The sequence below is a fragment of the Mycobacterium sp. Aquia_213 genome, from assembly GCF_026625985.1.
GTDB lineage: Bacteria > Actinomycetota > Actinomycetes > Mycobacteriales > Mycobacteriaceae > Mycobacterium.
This window is the reverse complement of sequence record NZ_CP113116.1, coordinates 1,536,604-1,553,708: the sequence shown is the minus strand read 5'-3', so window position 1 is coordinate 1,553,708 and position 17,105 is coordinate 1,536,604. Positions and strand designations below refer to the sequence as shown.

The 17,105-nt window shown below is 63.6% G+C and carries 18 protein-coding genes and 1 tRNA gene; 6 read left to right on the top strand and 13 right to left on the bottom strand.

Going from position 1 to position 17,105, the window contains the following annotated elements; translation table 11 throughout:
• Nucleotides 1–223: 223 nt before the first annotated feature.
• Genes thrB through argS form a run of 5 tightly spaced genes read right to left on the bottom strand, consistent with a single transcriptional unit; the run spans nucleotide 224 to nucleotide 6,657 of the window.
• Nucleotides 224–1,159 carry a homoserine kinase gene (thrB, locus tag LMQ14_RS07445; RefSeq protein ID WP_267735405.1) on the bottom strand — a complete coding sequence of 312 codons (936 nt, stop codon included), beginning with the start codon at nucleotides 1,157–1,159 and terminating at the stop codon, nucleotides 224–226.
• A gap of 22 nt (nucleotides 1,160–1,181) precedes the next feature.
• Entirely contained in the window at nucleotides 1,182–2,264 is a 1,083-nt protein-coding gene (thrC, locus tag LMQ14_RS07440) for a threonine synthase (protein ID WP_267734126.1), read from the bottom strand.
• Nucleotides 2,261–3,586 (bottom strand): homoserine dehydrogenase, encoded by a 1,326-nt coding sequence (locus LMQ14_RS07435; RefSeq protein WP_267734125.1) that lies wholly within the window; start codon nucleotides 3,584–3,586, stop codon nucleotides 2,261–2,263. Before LMQ14_RS07435 ends, thrC begins: the two co-directional genes overlap by 4 nt.
• 3 nt (nucleotides 3,587–3,589) lie before the next feature.
• Nucleotides 3,590–5,008 (bottom strand): diaminopimelate decarboxylase, encoded by a 1,419-nt coding sequence (lysA, locus tag LMQ14_RS07430; RefSeq protein WP_267734124.1) that lies wholly within the window; start codon nucleotides 5,006–5,008, stop codon nucleotides 3,590–3,592.
• Nucleotides 5,005–6,657 carry an arginine--tRNA ligase gene (gene argS, locus LMQ14_RS07425; protein WP_267734123.1) on the bottom strand — a complete coding sequence of 551 codons (1,653 nt, stop codon included), beginning with the start codon at nucleotides 6,655–6,657 and terminating at the stop codon, nucleotides 5,005–5,007. Before argS ends, lysA begins: the two co-directional genes overlap by 4 nt.
• Nucleotides 6,658–6,771: 114 nt before the next feature.
• Here argS and LMQ14_RS07420 point away from each other — a divergent pair.
• Nucleotides 6,772–6,844, top strand: a tRNA-Arg gene (locus tag LMQ14_RS07420).
• A gap of 290 nt (nucleotides 6,845–7,134) precedes the next feature.
• Here LMQ14_RS07420 and LMQ14_RS07415 read toward each other — a convergent pair.
• Both LMQ14_RS07415 and LMQ14_RS07410 read right to left on the bottom strand, forming a co-directional pair.
• Entirely contained in the window at nucleotides 7,135–7,512 is a 378-nt protein-coding gene (locus LMQ14_RS07415) for a hypothetical protein (RefSeq protein WP_267734122.1), read from the bottom strand.
• Nucleotides 7,513–7,771: 259 nt separating this feature from the next.
• On the bottom strand, nucleotides 7,772–8,944 hold the full coding sequence (locus tag LMQ14_RS07410; protein ID WP_267734121.1) for a hypothetical protein: 1,173 nt from the start codon (nucleotides 8,942–8,944) through the stop codon (nucleotides 7,772–7,774).
• Nucleotides 8,945–9,437: 493 nt separating this feature from the next.
• Between LMQ14_RS07410 and LMQ14_RS07405 the strand changes: the two genes are divergently transcribed.
• Both LMQ14_RS07405 and LMQ14_RS07400 read left to right on the top strand, forming a co-directional pair.
• Complete coding sequence (locus tag LMQ14_RS07405; RefSeq protein ID WP_267734120.1) at nucleotides 9,438–10,088, top strand: TNT domain-containing protein; 651 nt, start codon at nucleotides 9,438–9,440, stop codon at nucleotides 10,086–10,088.
• A gap of 118 nt (nucleotides 10,089–10,206) precedes the next feature.
• Nucleotides 10,207–10,716 (top strand): hypothetical protein, encoded by a 510-nt coding sequence (locus LMQ14_RS07400; RefSeq protein ID WP_267734119.1) that lies wholly within the window; start codon nucleotides 10,207–10,209, stop codon nucleotides 10,714–10,716.
• On the opposite strand, the gene LMQ14_RS07395 is transcribed toward LMQ14_RS07400, so the two are convergent.
• On the bottom strand, nucleotides 10,706–11,413 hold the full coding sequence (locus LMQ14_RS07395; RefSeq protein WP_267734118.1) for an alpha/beta fold hydrolase: 708 nt from the start codon (nucleotides 11,411–11,413) through the stop codon (nucleotides 10,706–10,708). The two genes, LMQ14_RS07400 and LMQ14_RS07395, sit on opposite strands and share 11 nt — an antisense overlap.
• A gap of 148 nt (nucleotides 11,414–11,561) precedes the next feature.
• Here LMQ14_RS07395 and LMQ14_RS07390 point away from each other — a divergent pair, with 148 nt between their 5' ends.
• The gene (locus LMQ14_RS07390) at nucleotides 11,562–12,473 is read left to right on the top strand and encodes an AraC family transcriptional regulator (protein ID WP_267734117.1); all 912 of its coding nucleotides are present in this window, start codon (nucleotides 11,562–11,564) and stop codon (nucleotides 12,471–12,473) included.
• Between the two features lie 19 nt (nucleotides 12,474–12,492).
• On the opposite strand, the gene LMQ14_RS07385 is transcribed toward LMQ14_RS07390, so the two are convergent.
• Together LMQ14_RS07385 and LMQ14_RS07380 are read right to left on the bottom strand one after the other, a co-directional pair.
• Nucleotides 12,493–13,020 (bottom strand): DUF4232 domain-containing protein, encoded by a 528-nt coding sequence (locus LMQ14_RS07385; protein WP_267734116.1) that lies wholly within the window; start codon nucleotides 13,018–13,020, stop codon nucleotides 12,493–12,495.
• 8 nt (nucleotides 13,021–13,028) lie between these two features.
• Nucleotides 13,029–13,661, bottom strand: a complete 633-nt coding sequence (locus LMQ14_RS07380) for a hypothetical protein (protein WP_267734115.1) — start codon at nucleotides 13,659–13,661, stop codon at nucleotides 13,029–13,031.
• Nucleotides 13,662–13,926: 265 nt separating this feature from the next.
• On the opposite strand from LMQ14_RS07380, the gene LMQ14_RS07375 reads away from it, so the two are divergent.
• A complete protein-coding gene (locus tag LMQ14_RS07375; protein ID WP_267734114.1) occupies nucleotides 13,927–14,646 on the top strand; it encodes a metallophosphoesterase family protein in 720 nt (239 codons plus the stop codon).
• 9 nt (nucleotides 14,647–14,655) lie between these two features.
• Here the strand turns inward: LMQ14_RS07375 and LMQ14_RS07370 are convergent, their stop codons facing one another.
• Together LMQ14_RS07370 and LMQ14_RS07365 are read right to left on the bottom strand one after the other, a co-directional pair.
• Entirely contained in the window at nucleotides 14,656–15,132 is a 477-nt protein-coding gene (locus LMQ14_RS07370; RefSeq protein ID WP_267734113.1) for a Crp/Fnr family transcriptional regulator, read from the bottom strand.
• Complete coding sequence (locus tag LMQ14_RS07365; RefSeq protein WP_267734112.1) at nucleotides 15,129–15,773, bottom strand: TetR/AcrR family transcriptional regulator; 645 nt, start codon at nucleotides 15,771–15,773, stop codon at nucleotides 15,129–15,131. The genes LMQ14_RS07370 and LMQ14_RS07365 overlap by 4 nt, the downstream gene beginning before the upstream one ends.
• Nucleotides 15,774–15,873: 100 nt before the next feature.
• Between LMQ14_RS07365 and LMQ14_RS07360 the strand changes: the two genes are divergently transcribed.
• A complete protein-coding gene (locus LMQ14_RS07360; RefSeq protein WP_267734111.1) occupies nucleotides 15,874–16,530 on the top strand; it encodes a hypothetical protein in 657 nt (218 codons plus the stop codon).
• Here LMQ14_RS07360 and LMQ14_RS07355 read toward each other — a convergent pair.
• A complete protein-coding gene (locus LMQ14_RS07355; RefSeq protein ID WP_267734110.1) occupies nucleotides 16,517–17,083 on the bottom strand; it encodes a carboxymuconolactone decarboxylase family protein in 567 nt (188 codons plus the stop codon). The two genes, LMQ14_RS07360 and LMQ14_RS07355, sit on opposite strands and share 14 nt — an antisense overlap.
• Nucleotides 17,084–17,105: the final 22 nt, after the last annotated feature.

Sequence of the window (17,105 nt, the reverse complement as noted above, 5' to 3'; positions counted from 1 at the left end):
TTGCATTCAGCTAAATAGCCGAGTGCGCCCAAAAATCGACTCTGCAACGGTGATCGCCTGGATGGGCGGAGAAAACGGCGAACCTCGTCCACGAGAAGAATTGGTGTTGTACCAGCGGCAAGGCAGTGTGTATGCAGATGCAGATTACTGCGATTGCTGGACGATGCCGAGGATAGCCCGCATCTGTGCTTGAAGCAAGCAAACCCTCCGGTGAGCCTGTGGATCAACCTGCGACTGTGACACCCGGGCTCCAGCGAGCCCCTTCGCCGGCTGTCATCTCGGTGATGGTAAATCCGTTGGCAACGCCGCAGTCCAGCGCCTCCGCGGGCAGCTCCGGCTCTGTCGTCAAGGCAATGACCGACGGACCAGCCCCCGAAAGCGTCGCCGACACGTTAAGACGTCGCAGCAGTCGCAGATATTCCGCCGACGCCGGCATGGCGGGAGCCCGTTGCGGTTGGTGAAGCACGTCTTCGGTGGCCGCCATCAGCAGATCCGGGCGTTTGGTCAGGGCGACCACTAACAATGCGGCGCGGCTGACGTTGAATCGTGCGTCCTCGTGGCTGACCTGGGCGGGCAGCAGCACCCGGGTCTCGGCGGTCGACGAGCGCTCTTCCGGGATTGCGCAGAACAGCCGGATATCGGGGTGCAGCGCCAGCGGGACGGCCGCGTAGCCGGGCGCTTCGCCGGTCCGCTCGGTCCACGAAACCACCGCACCGCCCAGTACCGCAGCCGCGGCGTTGTCGGGGTGACCCTCGAACTCCGAGGACAGCTGGATCAACTGGGCGTCGCTGAACGGGGTCGACTCCGTTTGTGCGACAAGGCCATTGACCGCAGCAAGACCACTGACCACCGCTGCAGCGGACGAACCGAGACCACGCGAATGCGGGATGGCGTTGCGGCAGCGCACCACCATGCCGGGAGCACGGACGCCCGCAGCCTGTAGCCCGCGCTCGATGGCGCGTACCACCAGATGCTCGGGGCCCAGCGGTACTTGGCCCGCGCCCTCTCCCTCGACCTCCACGACCAAGCCGGAATCGGTTGTCTCCAGCACGATCTCGTCGTACAGACTCAATGCGAGACCGATGCTGTCAAAACCCGGGCCAAGATTGGCGCTGGACGCCGACACCACGGCGCTGGCCACCAGCCCGGCGGGCAGCAGCTGATTCACCGGCCAGCTTCCACTACGCGAGCCCCAACTTCTCTACGACGAGGACCGGATCCACCGGCAGCGGGGACACGCTCGGCATATCCTTCAGCGCCGTGTCGGGATCCTTGAGGCCGTTGCCGGTCACCGTGCAGACCACGGTCGATCCGCGGGCCACCCAACCGTCTTCGACGGACTTGAGCAGACCCGCGATGCTGGCCGCGGATGCGGGCTCGACGAACACGCCTTCGGACTGGGCGACCAGATGGTAGGCCGCCAAGATCTCCTCGTCGGTCGCGGCCACGAAACGCCCGTTGGATTGTTCTTGGGCCGCAACGGCCGCCGACCACGACGCCGGTGAGCCGATGCGGATCGCGGTCGCGATGGTCTCGGGGTTGGGCACCGGTTTGCCGAGTACCAGGGGCGCTGCTCCGGCTGCCTGGGTACCCAGCATGCGGGGCAGCTTCTCGAACACGCCCTCCTGGTGGTACTCGGTATAGCCCTTCCAGTACGCGGTGATGTTCCCGGCGTTGCCGACGGGCAGCGAATGGACGTCCGGCGCGGTGCCCAATGCGTCCACGATTTCGAACGCTGCCGTCTTCTGCCCCTCGATGCGCACCGGGTTGACCGAGTTGACCAACGAGATCGTCGGGAAGTCGGCGGCCATCTTGCGGGCCAGTTCCAGGCAGTCGTCGAAGTTGCCGTCGATCTGAATGATCTTGGCGCCGTGCATAACCGCCTGCGCGAGCTTACCCATCGCGATCTTGCCCTGGGGTATCAGCACCGCGCAGGTGATGCCGGCGCGTGCCGCGTACGCCGCCGCGGACGCCGAGGTGTTTCCGGTCGACGCGCACAACACGGCCTGCTGCCCGCGCGCCACCGCGTCGGTCACGGCCATCGTCATGCCCCGGTCTTTGAAAGAGCCGGTGGGGTTGAGTCCCTCGACCTTCAAATGGACCGTGCAGCCAGTCTTCTCCGAGAGCCGGGTCGCGGGGATCAGCGGGGTATTACCCTCGAGCAGGGTGATCGGCGTCCAGTCATCGCCGACCGGCAGCCGGTCGCGATAGGCGGTGATCAGACCCGGCCAGGGTTTGTGGACGGCAGTTCGCGGCGCGCTCATATGCTGGTTCCTTCCAATCTCAGCACGCTTGCCACACTCTGCACGACATCCAAATCGGCCAGCGCATCAACGGTTTCGGAGAGTGCTGCATCGGTGGCGCTGTGCGTGACCACCACGATGCGGGCCCCCACCCGGCGTCCGCCTTCGTCGGCGACGCCTTCCTGACGAACCTCGGCGATGCTGACCTCGCGCTTGGCGAATTCGGCTGCCACCGAGGACAACACACCGGGCTTGTCCGCAACGTTCATGCTGACGTAGTAGCGGGTGGATATGAAACCCATTGGTGCGATCGGTAGTTGGGCGTACTTGGATTCTTTCGGCCCACGGCTGCCCAGCACCCGGTTGCGCGCGGCCATCACCAGGTCACCGGTCACGGCCGATGCGGTGGGCGCCCCGCCGGCGCCCTGGCCGTAGAACATCAGCCGGCCCGCCGCCTCGGCTTCCACCACCACCGCGTTGAACGCCCCGCTGACGGTGGCCAGCGGATGTGCCAGCGGCACCAGTGCCGGGTAGACACGCGCCGAGACCCGTTCCTGGCCATCGTCTCCTGCGATGCGCTCGCAGATGGACAGCAGCTTGATGGTGCAGCCCAACGCATGTGCCGACGCGAAATCGGCCGGGGTGATCTTGGTGATGCCTTCGCGGTAGACGTCGTCGGCGGTCACCCGGGTGTGGAAGGCGATGGACGCCAGAATCGCGGCCTTGGCGGCGGCGTCGTAGCCCTCGACATCGGCGGTGGGATCGGCCTCGGCGTAACCCAGCGCACTCGCGTCGGCCAGGGCGCTGTCGTAGTCGGTGCCGGTGCTGTCCATCGCGGAAAGGATGTAGTTGGTAGTGCCGTTGACGATGCCGGCCACCCGCACCACCGTGTCACCGGCCAGCGACTGGGTGAGGGGGCGGATCACCGGGATCGCGCCCGCGACCGCCGCCTCGAAATACAAGTCGACATGTGCATTTTCGGCTGCTTGCGCCAGCTCTCCGGTTGACGTCGCCAACAACGCCTTGTTGGCGGTGACGACGGACTTGCCGTGCTCGAGCGCGGCCAGGATCGCCTTGCGCGACGGCTCCACCGGCCCCATCAATTCGACGACGATGTCGACGTCTTCGCGCGACACGAGCTCTTCGATGTTGTCGGTGAGCAGCTCGACGGGGACACCGCGATCGGGTGCGACGCGCCGGACCCCGATGCCGCGCAGCGCAAGAGGCGCCCCGATACGGGCCGCGAGATCGTCCGCGCTCGCTTCGATGATGCGGACCACTTCGCTGCCGACATTGCCGAACCCGAGTACCGCTACGCCGACCGGCTTTCCATTATCGGACACAGTTCACCTCACTTCCAGACTCAGCAGATCGTCGACCGTCTCCCGGCGCAGGATCAGGCGAGCCCGCCCGTCGCGAACCGCTACCACGGCGGGCCGGCAAATCATGTTGTAGCGACTCGAGAGCGAATAGCAGTAGGCACCGGTCGCGGCCACCCCCAGCAGGTCGCCCGGTCCCAGATCGCCGGGCACCCACGTGTCGCGCACGACGATATCGCCGCTCTCGCAATGCTTTCCGACGATACGAGCCAGCGCTGCGGGCGCGTCGCTGACCCTCGACACCAGCCGGGCGTCGTACTGCGCGTCGTAGAGCGCGGTGCGGATGTTGTCGCTCATGCCGCCGTCGACGCTGACGTAGCGCCGGATTGCCGTGGTGCTGACCTCGACGTCCTTGACGGTGCCGACTTCGTAGAGCGTGATGGTCCCGGGTCCGGCGATGGCCCGTCCGGGCTCTACCACCAGCCGGGGCGTGGGCAGACCCACCGCCGCGGATTCATTGCTGATGATCGTGCTCAGTTTGGCCGCCAATTCGGCCATCGGAGGCGGGTCATCGGATGCCAGATACGAGATACCAAGGCCGCCACCGAGATCGACCGTCGAGATCTGCGCGGTCTTCTCCACCCCGAACTTACCGACGACCTCCTGCAGCAGGCCGAGGACACGGCGCGCGGCCAGCTCGAAGCCGGCGACATCGAAGATCTGCGAACCGATGTGGCTGTGCAAGCCGACCAGCCGCAGGTGATCAGCGGCGAATACCCGCTCCACCGCTGCCATGGCCGCGCCGCCGGCGACCGACAGGCCGAACTTCTGGTCCTCATGCGCGGTGGAGATGAACTCGTGGGTGTGCGCCTCGACGCCGACGGTGAGCCGGACGAAGACATCCTGGACGACGCCGGCCTCACCCGCGATGGTCTCGAGACGCTCGATTTCCGTCATCGAGTCCACCACGATGTGGCCAATCCCGGCTTTGACCGCGGTCGTCAACTCCGCGACAGATTTGTTGTTGCCGTGCAGGGTAATCCGCTCCGGCGGGAAGTTGGCGTGCAGCGCAACGGCTAGTTCCCCGCCGGTGCACACGTCCAGGCAAAGGCCCTCTTGGTCGATCCAGCACGCAATCTCGGTGCACAGGAACGCTTTAGCGGCATAGTGGACATTGGCACCGCCGCCGAACGCGGCCGCGATCTCTCGGCAGCGGGATCGGAAGTCGTCCTCGTCGATGACGAACAGCGGGGTTCCGTATTCCTGGGCAAGCTCTGTTACGGGGATGCCGGCGATGACGGCCACGCCGGCATCGTTGCGAACCATGTTGAGCGGCCAGACATTCGGCGCCAACGCCAGCAGCTCCTCCGGGGACTGCGGCCGCGGCGGGCTGTCCGTATGACGGATTTCTTCGGCGTGCCGGGGACCGGCAGGATGGACGTTCACATTCTCTCCGGGGCTCTAACGCCGAGTATTGCCAGTCCGTTCGCGATGACCTGACGGGTGGCCTGGCACAGCGCCAGCCGGGCGACGTGCAGGTCCGTGGGTTGTTCGTCGCCCTGGGGCAATACCCGGCACGAGTCGTAGAACCGATGGTAGTCACCGGCAAGATCTTCCAGATAACGGCAGATCCGGTGTGGTTCGCGCAGGGACGCAGCGCTGTCGAGCACCCGCGGGAACTCGCCGATGGTGCGCAGCAGCGCACCCTCCTTGTCGTGGCTGAGCAACTCGAGGTGCCCGGTGTCGGGGATCAGGCCGAGCTCGGCGGCGTTGCGGGCCAGCGCCGAGAGCCGGGCATGAGCGTATTGCACGTAGTAGACCGGGTTTTCATTCGACGCCGAGGACCACAGGGCCAGATCGATGTCGATCGCGGTGTCCACCGACGAGCGGATCAGGCTGTAGCGCGCGGCGTCGACGCCGAGGGCGTCCACCAGGTCGTCGAGCGTGATCACGGTGCCGGCCCGTTTGCTCATCCGCACCGGCTGCCCGTCGCGAACCAGGTTGACCATCTGCCCGATCAGCACCTCGACGGTCGCGGGGTCGTCGCCGAACGCGGCGGCCGCGGCCTTGAGCCTCGCGATGTATCCGTGATGGTCGGCGCCGAGCATGTAGATGCACAAGTCGAAGCCGCGCTGGCGCTTGTCCAGGTAGTACGCGATGTCCCCGGCGATGTAGGCGGGTTTGCCATCGCTTTTGATCACGACGCGGTCCTTGTCGTCACCAAAAGCGCTGCTACGCAACCAGGATGCGCCATCCTTTTCGTAGATGTTGCCGGACGCGCGCAGCCGGGCGATGGCCTCGTCGACGCGCCCGCTGGTGTGCATCGAGTCCTCGTGCGTGTACACGTCGAAATCGGTGCCGAATTCGTGCAGCGTCTCTTTGATGTGGGTGAACATCAGGTCGACGCCGATCTCGCGAAAGGTCTCGTGCATCTCGGTGTCCGGCAGGCTCAACGCGTCGGGCACCTTTTGTAAAACCTGCGCGGCGATGTCGTTGATGTAGGTGCCGGCGTAGCCGTCTTCCGGGGTGGGCTCCCCCTTGGCCGCGGCGATCAACGAGTTGGCGAATCGGTCGATCTGCGCGCCGTGGTCGTTGAAGTAGTACTCGCGTGTCACGTCGGCGCCCTGCGTCGTGAGCAACCGGCCCAGCGCATCGCCGACGGCGGCCCAGCGGGTGCCGCCGATGTGGATCGGGCCGGTCGGGTTGGCCGAGACGAATTCCAGGTTGATCTTCCGGCCGGCCAGCGCCTCGCAGCGACCGAACCCGGCGCCCGCGTCGATGACGTCGTTGACGACCTTGGCCTGAGCCGACGCCTCGAGGCGCAGATTGATAAAGCCGGGGCCAGCCACTTCGGCCGAGGAGACACCGTCGGCGGCGGCCAGTGCCTCGGCGAGCCATCCGGCCAGTTCACGCGGGTTGGCGCCGACCTTCTTGCCCAGTTGCATCGCCAGGTTGCTCGCGTAATCGCCGTGCTCGGGATTGCGCGGGCGCTCCACGGTGACCGTCGCCGGCAGCGCGGACACGTCGAGACCATGCTCGGCAAGCACCGCGGATGCGGTGACTTTGAGCAGCTCAGCCAGGTCAGCGGGGGTCACGAGCGTCCATCCTATTGGTTAGCGTGCCTACGCCCCGAATCCATTCCGATGTCAGCGCAGCCACCCGGATGCGTTAGTCTGTCGGGGCCCATTGGCGCAGTATGTATATCGTGCGCCCCCGTAGCTCAGGGGATAGAGCGTCTGCCTCCGGAGCAGAAGGCCGCAGGTTCGAATCCTGCCGGGGGCACCCTTTCCAGCAGCGGAAATACTCGAAATCTAGCGGGCTTACCTATCCGCAACCGATCTCGTTGTCGCCGGCCGGCCGGCCGCCTACTCGACCGGGTCGCGATGAATCAAGATCGCGCCGTTGGGGGCCGCGGCGGCTTCCGCGTCATCCGCGTCCAGCTCGGCTTCACGCTGCGCGCCCGCATCCAGTGCCGCTCTAAAGGTTGCCCCTGTGACAGGATTCGCTGCCTGCTCGAGCCGCTACGCAGGCGGGTCCGACACATCGGGGTTGGACGTCGCGAAATGGCTAGCTCAAAACGTCCAACTGCGTTGGGAATTGAGGACGAAGCCGTGCCGTTGGGCACTGTCGTCGCCGTGGTTTTGGCTGAATCCTTCAATCAATATGCACGCGACGAGAGCATTTTGAACACCGCAGGTGATCTGATCGCCGCCCATCAGGGTCCCCCCGGCACCCAGTATCACCTTCTCGCCCGATGCCAGGGGCTTCCCATTGAGCTTGTCGGAGTCTGGGGGTGCGCCCTGGTCGAAAGCTGACCTATGGTCGCCGGCATAGACCTGGTTTGCTGGATGATCGAGCCCAGGAATCGCTCCGAAACAGAACGCCGCTGTATCTCCCAGGCTGCTCCACATCGCGCACTGCAATCCGGTCGGGCTGGTAAAGGTTGCCAAGACGTAAGAGCGGGTTACTTCGTGACTGTGCGACACGTCGGTGAACCCAGTTAAGTCCGGAAATCCGGGGGGCGGCGGAGACAGAGGCCCCGGCGCAGAAGTATCTACCGGCACCACGGCAAGTGTTCGCCCTACAGCTGGACTCATCACTACCCGCCCGTCGATAACGGCGGCGGCAGCGACGATCGTTGCGGCGGCCAATGTGATCAGGACCCGCCCCCAGGTCGGCCTGTTCCTAATTAGCATGGCGTAGTGCTACTTATCCCGAGGGCTTCCCGGTAAGGCACCCATATGCGATCAGTAGCAGGTTGATAACCTTCTTGTCTGGGTCCTTTTTCCATTTGTCAATGATCTGGGCGACTGTTGGGTCGTAGCTCTGCTGCTCCGGGTGATGTTTTTTATCATCTGGGTTGTAACCCCAGTACCGCAACGTGATTCCGCCGACCTGCTGTGCAGCCAAGTTCTGCATGACATAGATGACTTTGGGATCGTTCTTGAAGTCTCCGGTACCAATGGGACCGGTGTTAATTACCACGTTAGGCTTGATATTCTTGGCCAACGTAAAGCCGGCGACAAACGTGTTGAACAGGTCGTCGAGCGTCTTTATATCGGATTGCTCTTCCCACGTACCGTTGAGCTTTTCCACCGCAATCGCCAGGACGTTCAAATGCTGGTTAGGGCTTTGGGGCTTGGTGGTGTTCTTGATCTGGTCCAGCGGCACCGTCAACCAACCGTCTTTATAAAGCCCATGGTCGAGCTCTATTGAGCGCTGGACGTTCGTCAGCACTATCGGATCTGGGTTGCTCCCCAACACGCCCGGGTGGCCTTGAGAGCGGGTGTGATAGTGGTTGGCGGCCGCGTTCGCGAGTTGGGGCATGGTCAGGGCCATGGTTTCTTCTTGGACCATCCCATTACCAAAAACGCCGCCGCCGAGCTCATAGTTGGCGAAATCGACCCAAACCTCGTCGCCAAGGTAGTTATAGTGGCCACCGCCTTCTTTGATTACGGTAACAACGTTGTTCTTGAACGGACTAGCGTAATACTTGGGGTAAAATGCCGGGTCGCCGAACGTTTTTGAAAAGTCGAACTGATAGTCTTTTAAGGAATTCAGGCCGTACAGCGATGCATTGCTCGTGAAAGGCTGCGGCAATAAATCGGCCAAGGCAGCGTCAAGGATCCAGGCCTTCTTGACGAGTTTATCCTTCTTCACTTTGTCCGTCTCACTGTCCGCCTCGCCGTTGAGACGCTTTATCTCTTGCTGAAGGGCGTTCGGAAACGGGATGACAAACCCTGCTGTGCTCAGGCCTGGGTCCGGGTCTGCCAGCGAGCAAGAAGGCGGTCCGAAGCATGTCATCGCGGCAAACACGGCAACGGCCGATCCAAAGGCCAAGGCTGGCACAACAAAACGTCGACGCAGTCTCGGCGACTCCATTGCTACTCCTTGCTCGTCGTGCGCTGGCAGTGTCCGAACGTGGCCCGCCCGCGGGGCCGTGGACGCCCACGGCGGTCAGGCGCAGAACCCACAACATACGTGCCCCGCGTTGTCGCCGCTGGTTTTCGAAGGATTGCGGGATTGCGCGGGTGCCCTTCGGGCGAATCGGCGAGCCAACATCGACGATTCGAGTTCCGCCCGAACACCATTCGAGACCATCGAGCGATCGACGCAGAGTTGTGTAGGCTCCACTCCTCGCGCAGTCCGGTCGCCCCATGGTGCGCCCGGATTGTTTGCAGCGAAAACTTTGGCCGGCATATCCCGCTTGCCGGTCGCTCCGTTCGCGCCGAACGTCGGACCCGCACGCCCCCTTTACCGTTGGGCGACTTGCTGATTGAGCAGTCGGAGAGCTTGCCGCGAATAGCGAGACGGCGGCGGTGGAATCCGCTAGGGTCCCTGTCAGACTTTCCAGCAAACCCCAAGGAGCCCTCGTATGCGGTGCCGATCTTTCACCATCGGTGCGCTGACAGCGCTGACGATGTCCGTGTTGTTGCCGGTCAGCGCGAAGGCGGCTTCTTGCCCGCCCCAAGTCAGTCCGGCCCTGGCAACCGCGGACTCCGCGCCCTACAAAGTCCCAGACGGGTATCCCGCGGGCGTGCTGGGACCCAACACATTGCCCACCGGGCTGGTGGCGAAACTGCTAGTGGGTTACAACCGATTGGGCACACCGCCCTTAACCGAAAAGGATTTCCTCACCCAGTTCCTCAGGGTCAACCCAGACGGGACGGGCGACTGGATTTATCCGACGAACTGGGGGTTTGACGGACCAGATGAACCGTGGACGCTTAACCCCGGCGACGTCGTCGACCGGTTTGGGAGCATTTACGGAACGTTCCTCGCCAACAAGAGGAATACTCCGTTCGCGGCTCGGGCATTGCCGCCGACGTCCCTTAATACCCAGCAAGGCAACCCGGAGGCCAATTACCACGCCTACTGCTTCTTGAAGCCGCTGACGATACGGCGCGGGAAGATTGCCGGAGCTTTTGGGCAGCCTGGCGGCGGAATTCAGTACGTGCTCGGAAACGCCAGAGTCACCGATCTCATAACCAGCGGCACTCTGGTTGAGGTGGCGCCGCCCTCATAGTCAAAGCCCTTGTCGCGGCTGGGTGTAGCGCTGGGCATCTCGCAGCGACACTCCTGACGAAGCCGTACTGTCTCACGGTAATACCGCACGGCGACTACGCGCTTCCAGGAGGACAACGATGAAATCGTCGGTGAATCAGCTGATGCGAGTAGGGGTTTTCGCAACTGTCGTCGGTATCGCTTGCACCGCAGGCGGTTCCGGAACCGCCGCCGCCGACCCGTTTTACAACACCAGTCCCTTCGACATCGTGAACAACACCAACTACGACCTTGTGTTCTGGGACTACAGCACCACTGACAAGTACCCACAGACAGGTCCAAATCACGGCGACCGTGCCAAGCCGGGGCAGAAATTCACCTTCGCCCTTCGCCAGATGGAGGGCAGCCGACAGGACAAGCGGTATAACGGGCGCACCACGATCAAGGCCAACTTCCACACCTTCAACGCCGCAGGCTCCGACATCCCGGCCGGGATGGCCACCATGGACATCGCGTTCGACACGGGCGGCAATGACGTGTGGACCAGCTCGGTGAACTGTTGGGCGAGCCAGGACCGATCCTGCGGTCCACGGCCGCCACAACCGGGCGGGCAGTTGTTCGCGGGGAACGTCGTCACCTTCACCGGGTAGCCGCAGTCAGCAACTGGCACAACTCAGCTGGCTTCGACCAGAACGGTGAATGCCCGGCATCGATCTCGACCACCTCGTCACAGAACTGCCCGGCTGCCTCGCGCGCCCATTCCGGGCTGAGGGCCTGGTCCGCGGTGCACACCACATAGCGGCTGGGCGTGAGTCTTTCCTCGGGCAGCGGGATCGGCTCGGAGAACAGCTTGGTGGCACGCTCCACCGTCAGATGCGGCAAGACAGTGCTGCTGACATCGTCGGCCGGGCAATCCTGGTAGAAGAATTCCTCCGCGATCGCCGCAGTCAACGCCGTCCCGCCGAACTCGTCTCTCGGCATCCCAGCAAAAACTTGGGCCCACGCGTCGACCAACATGGGCTCGCCACCGGCGATGCGTTCCAGGACGCTAACGCCGCGCTGCGGCAGGAATGCGGCCACCAACACCAGTTCACGCAGCGCCATCCGGCGGGCAGCGACACTCGCAGCGATGCCTGCCGACGAATGTGCCACTAACACAACGCTATTCAAGGGTGGCTCGATGGACTTTTCGATCGCGGCGACATAGTCCATGACATCGGCCGACGGATCCCCGCTGGGAAGATCGACCGTCGCCACCTCGTGGCCCGCGCCGACAAGGATGGGCCGGACGCGCTCCCAGCACCACGATCCGTGCCACGACCCATGAGCAAAGACGAATTTAGTCAACGGTTCCCCCACAACAGGTTTGGGCTCGCCAAGCAACGCAAGGCCGCCTCGATGCAATAAATCCACGCAATAACCAGTTAAAGCAGGATTAGGGGGCTAGGCCATGGCCGTGAGTCCGCGTTACTTACTCGATCGTCCAGGAGCTTGGATGGACCCGCTGACTGCCGTTGTCGAGATGCTCGGCTCCAAAGTCGCCGAATCGTGTCGGTTCGAGGCCAGCGGTCCATGGTCATTGAGCCTCCCGCGATATCGCCACGTGAAGGTTGGTGCCGTCCTCTCCGGCCAGAGCTGGTTGATCACCGATGACGCCGCCCCGGTGCGGCTGAAAGCGGGTGACTGCTACCTGATTTCCAGCGGTCGGCCGTTTCAGGCGGCCTCGGATCCGTCGCTTGCGCCGCGCGACGCGACGGCCTTGTACAAAGAGATCTGGCCCTCGACAGTGTTGCGGCTCAACGTCATTGACGACGATCCGGATCGATTCGTCCAGGTGTGCGCCAGTCTGAAGTTCGACGAGACGACCGCGGCGTTGCTGCTCGACTACATTCCGAGTAGCGCCAGGATCGCGGCCGGCAGTGACGGCGCCGAGGCATTGCGACCGGCACTGCAGATACTCGAGCGGGAGACCCGCGACAACGCGGCCGGGACGACCGTGATGCGCAATGTCTTGACGCAGATCCTGCTCGTGCAGGTGGTTCGGACCTTGCTGGACTGCACCGAGACCGATGGCTGGCTACGCGCCATGCGCGATCCCAACCTGGGCCCGGCGCTGGCAGCGATGCACGTGACCCCCGGCCGAAACTGGAACGTCGCCGAACTCGCCTCAGCCGCCAACATGTCCAGGAGCTCGTTTGCTCAGCGGTTTACCGACGGCGTCGGGGTATCACCGCTGGCCTACCTGTCCGCACTGCGCATGCGTGCCGCGTCTCGGCTGCTGCGGTCCACCGCACGCACCGTTAGTTCGGTGGCGGCCGAAATCGGATATTCCTCGGAAGGCGCATTCACCAACGCGTTCAAGCGATTTAGCGGGCTCACGCCGAGCGCCTACCGACAACAGCAATGACCGAGTAGCGCCGCGGGACTTACGCGTACGGCTGCAGCGGCCCGATATGGCCCCCTGGGTGTGTCCCGTCGCCCTGTCGCAGCACGGTGAAGCCGCCGGGAATCCACGGGGTCTGCAGTTGTGCCGTCGAGTCCGGCGGAGTCACCACGATCGTGGTCGGCGGCCAGGCCGGCTCCGGGCCGTTCGGGCCGATCTTCGGGAGGAAGGCCAGCAGGCTGGCGGCGGATGCTCCCGGCGCGAGGACGACCGGCTGCACATCGCCGCTCTCCCTCGGCAGGCTGTAGGTCGGGCCTAACGTCGGGTCGTCAGGGCCAACGAGGTCCACCCCGGGATAGCCCCGCAGGGTGCAGGTCTGCTGGGAGACATTCGTCAAAATCACGTAGAAGTGCAGATAGACCTGCTGGCCGGGCGAAATGGGCGGACTGGTACCGAGTTTCAGCGAATCGGCCCCACACCATGGCACGGCTGCCGCTGTCGTGTTCGTCGCTGCCGGCAGAGCGAGTGCCGCGGCAATGGCCATGGCGGCCGCGCCTGTTGAGAGCCTCATGGGTCCATCTAACCTGCATCTATTCGTTGGATCGAGATTCGCGCGTTGACGTGCCAGACCGAGCCGTTCGCATTGACCTGCAGATAGAGACCCTTCACCTCAGCGCCAACCTGGTGCTCGACAACGAGGTTGGCCTTGTCCTTCACTCGCACGTACGTGTCCATGAAGCTCGGCAGCGCGTTGGCGTCGCTTCCGGTGCCGACAGAGAGCGCCTTGGCGTTGCTGGCGTTGATCACGTCGACCGTGGGGACGACGTCCGGGCTCAGGGCATCCTCGAGGTATCGCAGGCGCGCGTAGCCGGCCGGTGGCGTCAACGACATCGGGATGATGGTCGGGTTCGCCACGTCGTAGGAGTTGATCAGCGACATAGCCGTGACGTGATATAGACCAGCCCGCAGCGTCACAACGCCGGTCCGATCGTCGAGGCCGATGTTCCCGCCCTCCTGAACTTCCTTTTTGTTGAAGACACGCGCGTTCCAGCCGGCGAGGATCGGCTTGTTCGACAGTGCGTACTCGGCGTAGACCGCGTAGTCGGCCGCGGGCACTTCGTGGCCTCGACTGCACGCTGCGACGGCGGTGCCTGCGACCAGGGCGATAATTACGACGAGCGAACGAGACCTGACCATCGGTGATAAGCCCATTTCCAATCCATTCCCTCTCGATTTTCACCATGTTCGTGCTGGTCATCCTTTGGCCCCTGGTCGTTAACCAATGGATTTGCTGGTGCTCCATGATGATCCAACGATGTGAACCATCCTCCTCCGTGCCCGAAGCGCGAGTCGAGCGGAATCCGGAAATCTGTAATCCTCTGTGCTGCAATGCCATTACGGGCAGCGATAGCTCGGCCGGCTCAACTTCAGCCACCCGATAACCCGGGCGTTGCAGCCAGACGCGTAGCCTGACGCCGTGCGGATTCTTGCCGCGTCTGATTTGCACTACCGACTCGGTCACTACGACTGGCTCGTTTCGCGGGCGCCTTCAGCCGACATCGTGGCGCTCATCGGCGATCTCGCCGACGTGGGCAGTCCCGTGCCGCTCGAGGTGCAGATCGTCGTGCTCGAACGTTATCTGGATCGGCTTGCAGACATCGCTGTCGTTCTCGTTGTCTCCGGAAATCACGATCTGGACGGGCCGGGCGAGCACGGCGAACAAATCGCCTCATGGTTGCGCCGATCGCGGCCCGGCCGAATCTTTTCCGACGGGCAGAGTGTCGACATTGACGGGTACCGCTTCACCATGTGCCCTTGGTGGGACGGCGACGTGACCAGGGAGGCGGTCGGGCTGCAATTGGCCGAAGCTGCCATCGAGCGACCTGAGCGCTGGGTCTGGCTGTATCACGCGCCGCCTGCCGGCACGGTCCTATGTAACGACGGTCGGCGGATCTTCGCCGACGAGGATCTTGCGGCGTGGATTGTCCAATACCAACCCGACATGGTCTTGAGCGGCCATATTCACCAGGCGCCCTGGGTCGATGGTGGATCCTGGCACGATCGCCTCGGCCAGACCCTGATCTTCAATGCCGGCAAGCAGCAGGGCAAGGTGCCGCCACACATCATGTTCGACACCGATACCGGCACCGCCGATTGGTTCGGGGTGGACCGCGACGAATCGATCGGCCTCAGATGAGGACGATCATCAGCACTCGGGGTCGCGGACCGAGCCGGGCCGCACCGATCCGTGATGATGCACCAACGTGTCGACGATCTGTCCGAGCATGCTCACATGCCCGCCTTCATCTGCCAGCTGCTGTTTGACGTCGACGAGGTAGCGGGTGATGGCGTCCAGCCGCGAGGCGGTCATGCTCAGTATTGCGAGGGCGGCCCCGGGTTGTTCGGTGAGAAAGGATTCGGGATCGTCGATGACGTAGCAGCGCGTCTCGGAGCTCGCCCGGACGGTCGCGCTCGCGGGTTGCCGGAGCACCACTGACATCTCACCGAAGACCGCGCCGGGCGTGTCGATACGGGCGAAGGGCACACCGTCGCGCTCGGCCGTCACCGAGCCTGACGACAGCACGTAGATGTGTGACACCATCTCGTCTGCTTCGATGATGAGTTCACCGGCCTGCCAAGATTGCTGAGGGAGGTCAGCGCACAAGGCCAGAAGGACGCTCACTGCGACAGTATGGATGACTTGCGATTGACGCGCCGACCGGCCGGGCCCGGGGCCGCGATCGACGTGATCATGAAGTCGATGGACGCAAGTGCCTCCGCGCGGGCGGCGTCGACGTCGACCGCGTTTGCGACGAACAGTGCCGCCTCGTTTATTGCGGCGATGATCAGCCGGGCGGTCATCCGCGTCGAGGGCATCGGTCGCACCTGTTTGGCGGCGACACCGCGTTGCAGCAGGTGATCCAGGACGTCGAGCGTGTAGCGGTCGTCAATCTGATGCCACCGGGTGAAGCCGAGCACCGACAGCGCGTCGGTCAGCACGACCTGCCGAATGTAGGGATCCGTGCACCAATCCAACAGGTTGCGCGCCGACACCCGCATGATCTCCAGCGGGGACGATACCCCGGCACTCCATTCTCTGGCTCGGCGAACGCCCTCCTCCTCGAAGTCGGTGAGCAGCGCCTCGAGCACCGCCGCCTTGTCCGAGAAGTGGTGGTAGAAGGCCCCTTTGCTGGATCCCGCGCGATCCAGAATCGCGTCGATGCTGCACCCGTGATAGCCGTGCTCGGTGAACAATTCGCGGGCGGCCGTCACGATGGCCGTGCGGGTCGCGGCACGGCGATCGGCCTGGGTTCGTCTCGTCATCGGCCGACGCTCCGATGTTCGGAACTGTGTCGTCCGTTCGACCGCGCCACAAGATATAGACTACTAGTCTGTATCTAGCCGCGGCGGAATGAGGTCTCCTGTGTCCCTGATCGACATGTTCGGGCTTGCCAGCGGGATCTTCTGGATCCTCACCTACGCGTGCGTGATACGGCAGGGTCTGCTCGACCGCAGCTACGCGATGCCCTTTCTCGCGTTGGCAATGAACATCACCTGGGAGTTCCTGTTCACGTTCGTCTACCCATCGGTCGGCGGGATAATGCAGGAGGTCATCAACGCGATCTGGTTCGCCGCCGATATCGCCATCCTCGCGGTCTTCCTGAAGTACTGGCGCTCTGACTACCCGAAAAACCTTCCCCAGTCTTACTTTTGGCCCATGTTCGTATTTGCTTTTGTGATGGTGACCCCGATGATGGTCGCCATAGTGTCGGTGTTCGGGCGCGAAAACGGTTCGGTCTACACGGCTTACGTCGACAACCTGATCATGTCGGCACTGTTCCTGAGCATGCTCATGCGTCGCGGTGACCGGCGCGGCCAGAGCATGTGGATAGCCTGGGGCAAGCTGCTGGGCACCGTGACGGCTGCCATCTCCCAGTACCTCTACTCACCGGGAAACGTTGTCTGGCTGGTGATCTACGTCGAGATTCTGGTTCTCGATCTGCTCTATGTGTTCCTGTTGTCGAAGGCCCCGCGGTATCAGCGCGCCGAGGGGCGCCTCGAGACGCTCACACCGGCTTAGCGCCGTCGATCTGATCCCGGTCGTATTCGATGACGGGCGCCGAGTCGCCGTACACGTTGAGGGTGTGGATGAACCGGTGCAATCCCATCACGCCCGCGCAGGTGAAACCGAGCTCGATGATCTGTGCAGCGGTGAAATGCTCGCCCAGCCGCTTGTAGAACTCGTCGTCCATGGCGTGGTGGTCGGCCGAGAGCAGGTCGATGAACTCGACGGCCATCTGCTCCTGCGGCGTCAGCGTGCCGTGGCCCGGCGCGAGCAGGCACGCGACGTCGTCGTCGGTGATCGAGTCATGCTTACGCGACTGGCTACAGGGCTCGCATTCGCCGAGTTGAGCGCTGCGGATACGCAACAACTCCAGGATCCGGCCGCCGAGCAGAGTGCCGGCACCGAGGTGGGTCCGCGCCATATTGACCTGTTCGAGCTGCGCGCTGCGATAGGCGAAGATCTGCAACGGCACCGGCGTCGCATAGAGCCCGGCGGCAACGCCGGCGTCGACGATTTCGCGGGAGCGCGAGCTGAGCTCTTCCATCGGGATTGGTGCAATACGCGGCATTAATTCAGGCTATCTTTTTTAT

Coding starts and splice junctions, on each gene's coding strand:
- thrC (WP_267734126.1), bottom strand. CDS start 2,264: ATGAGCGCGCCGCGAACTGCCGTCCACAAACCCTGGCCGGGTCTGATC.
- LMQ14_RS07410 (WP_267734121.1), bottom strand. CDS start 8,944: ATGGAGTCGCCGAGACTGCGTCGACGTTTTGTTGTGCCAGCCTTGGCC.
- LMQ14_RS07405 (WP_267734120.1), top strand. CDS start 9,438: ATGCGGTGCCGATCTTTCACCATCGGTGCGCTGACAGCGCTGACGATG.
- LMQ14_RS07400 (WP_267734119.1), top strand. CDS start 10,207: ATGAAATCGTCGGTGAATCAGCTGATGCGAGTAGGGGTTTTCGCAACT.
- LMQ14_RS07390 (WP_267734117.1), top strand. CDS start 11,562: ATGGACCCGCTGACTGCCGTTGTCGAGATGCTCGGCTCCAAAGTCGCC.
- LMQ14_RS07385 (WP_267734116.1), bottom strand. CDS start 13,020: ATGAGGCTCTCAACAGGCGCGGCCGCCATGGCCATTGCCGCGGCACTC.
- LMQ14_RS07380 (WP_267734115.1), bottom strand. CDS start 13,661: ATGGGCTTATCACCGATGGTCAGGTCTCGTTCGCTCGTCGTAATTATC.
- LMQ14_RS07365 (WP_267734112.1), bottom strand. CDS start 15,773: ATGACGAGACGAACCCAGGCCGATCGCCGTGCCGCGACCCGCACGGCC.
- LMQ14_RS07355 (WP_267734110.1), bottom strand. CDS start 17,083: ATGCCGCGTATTGCACCAATCCCGATGGAAGAGCTCAGCTCGCGCTCC.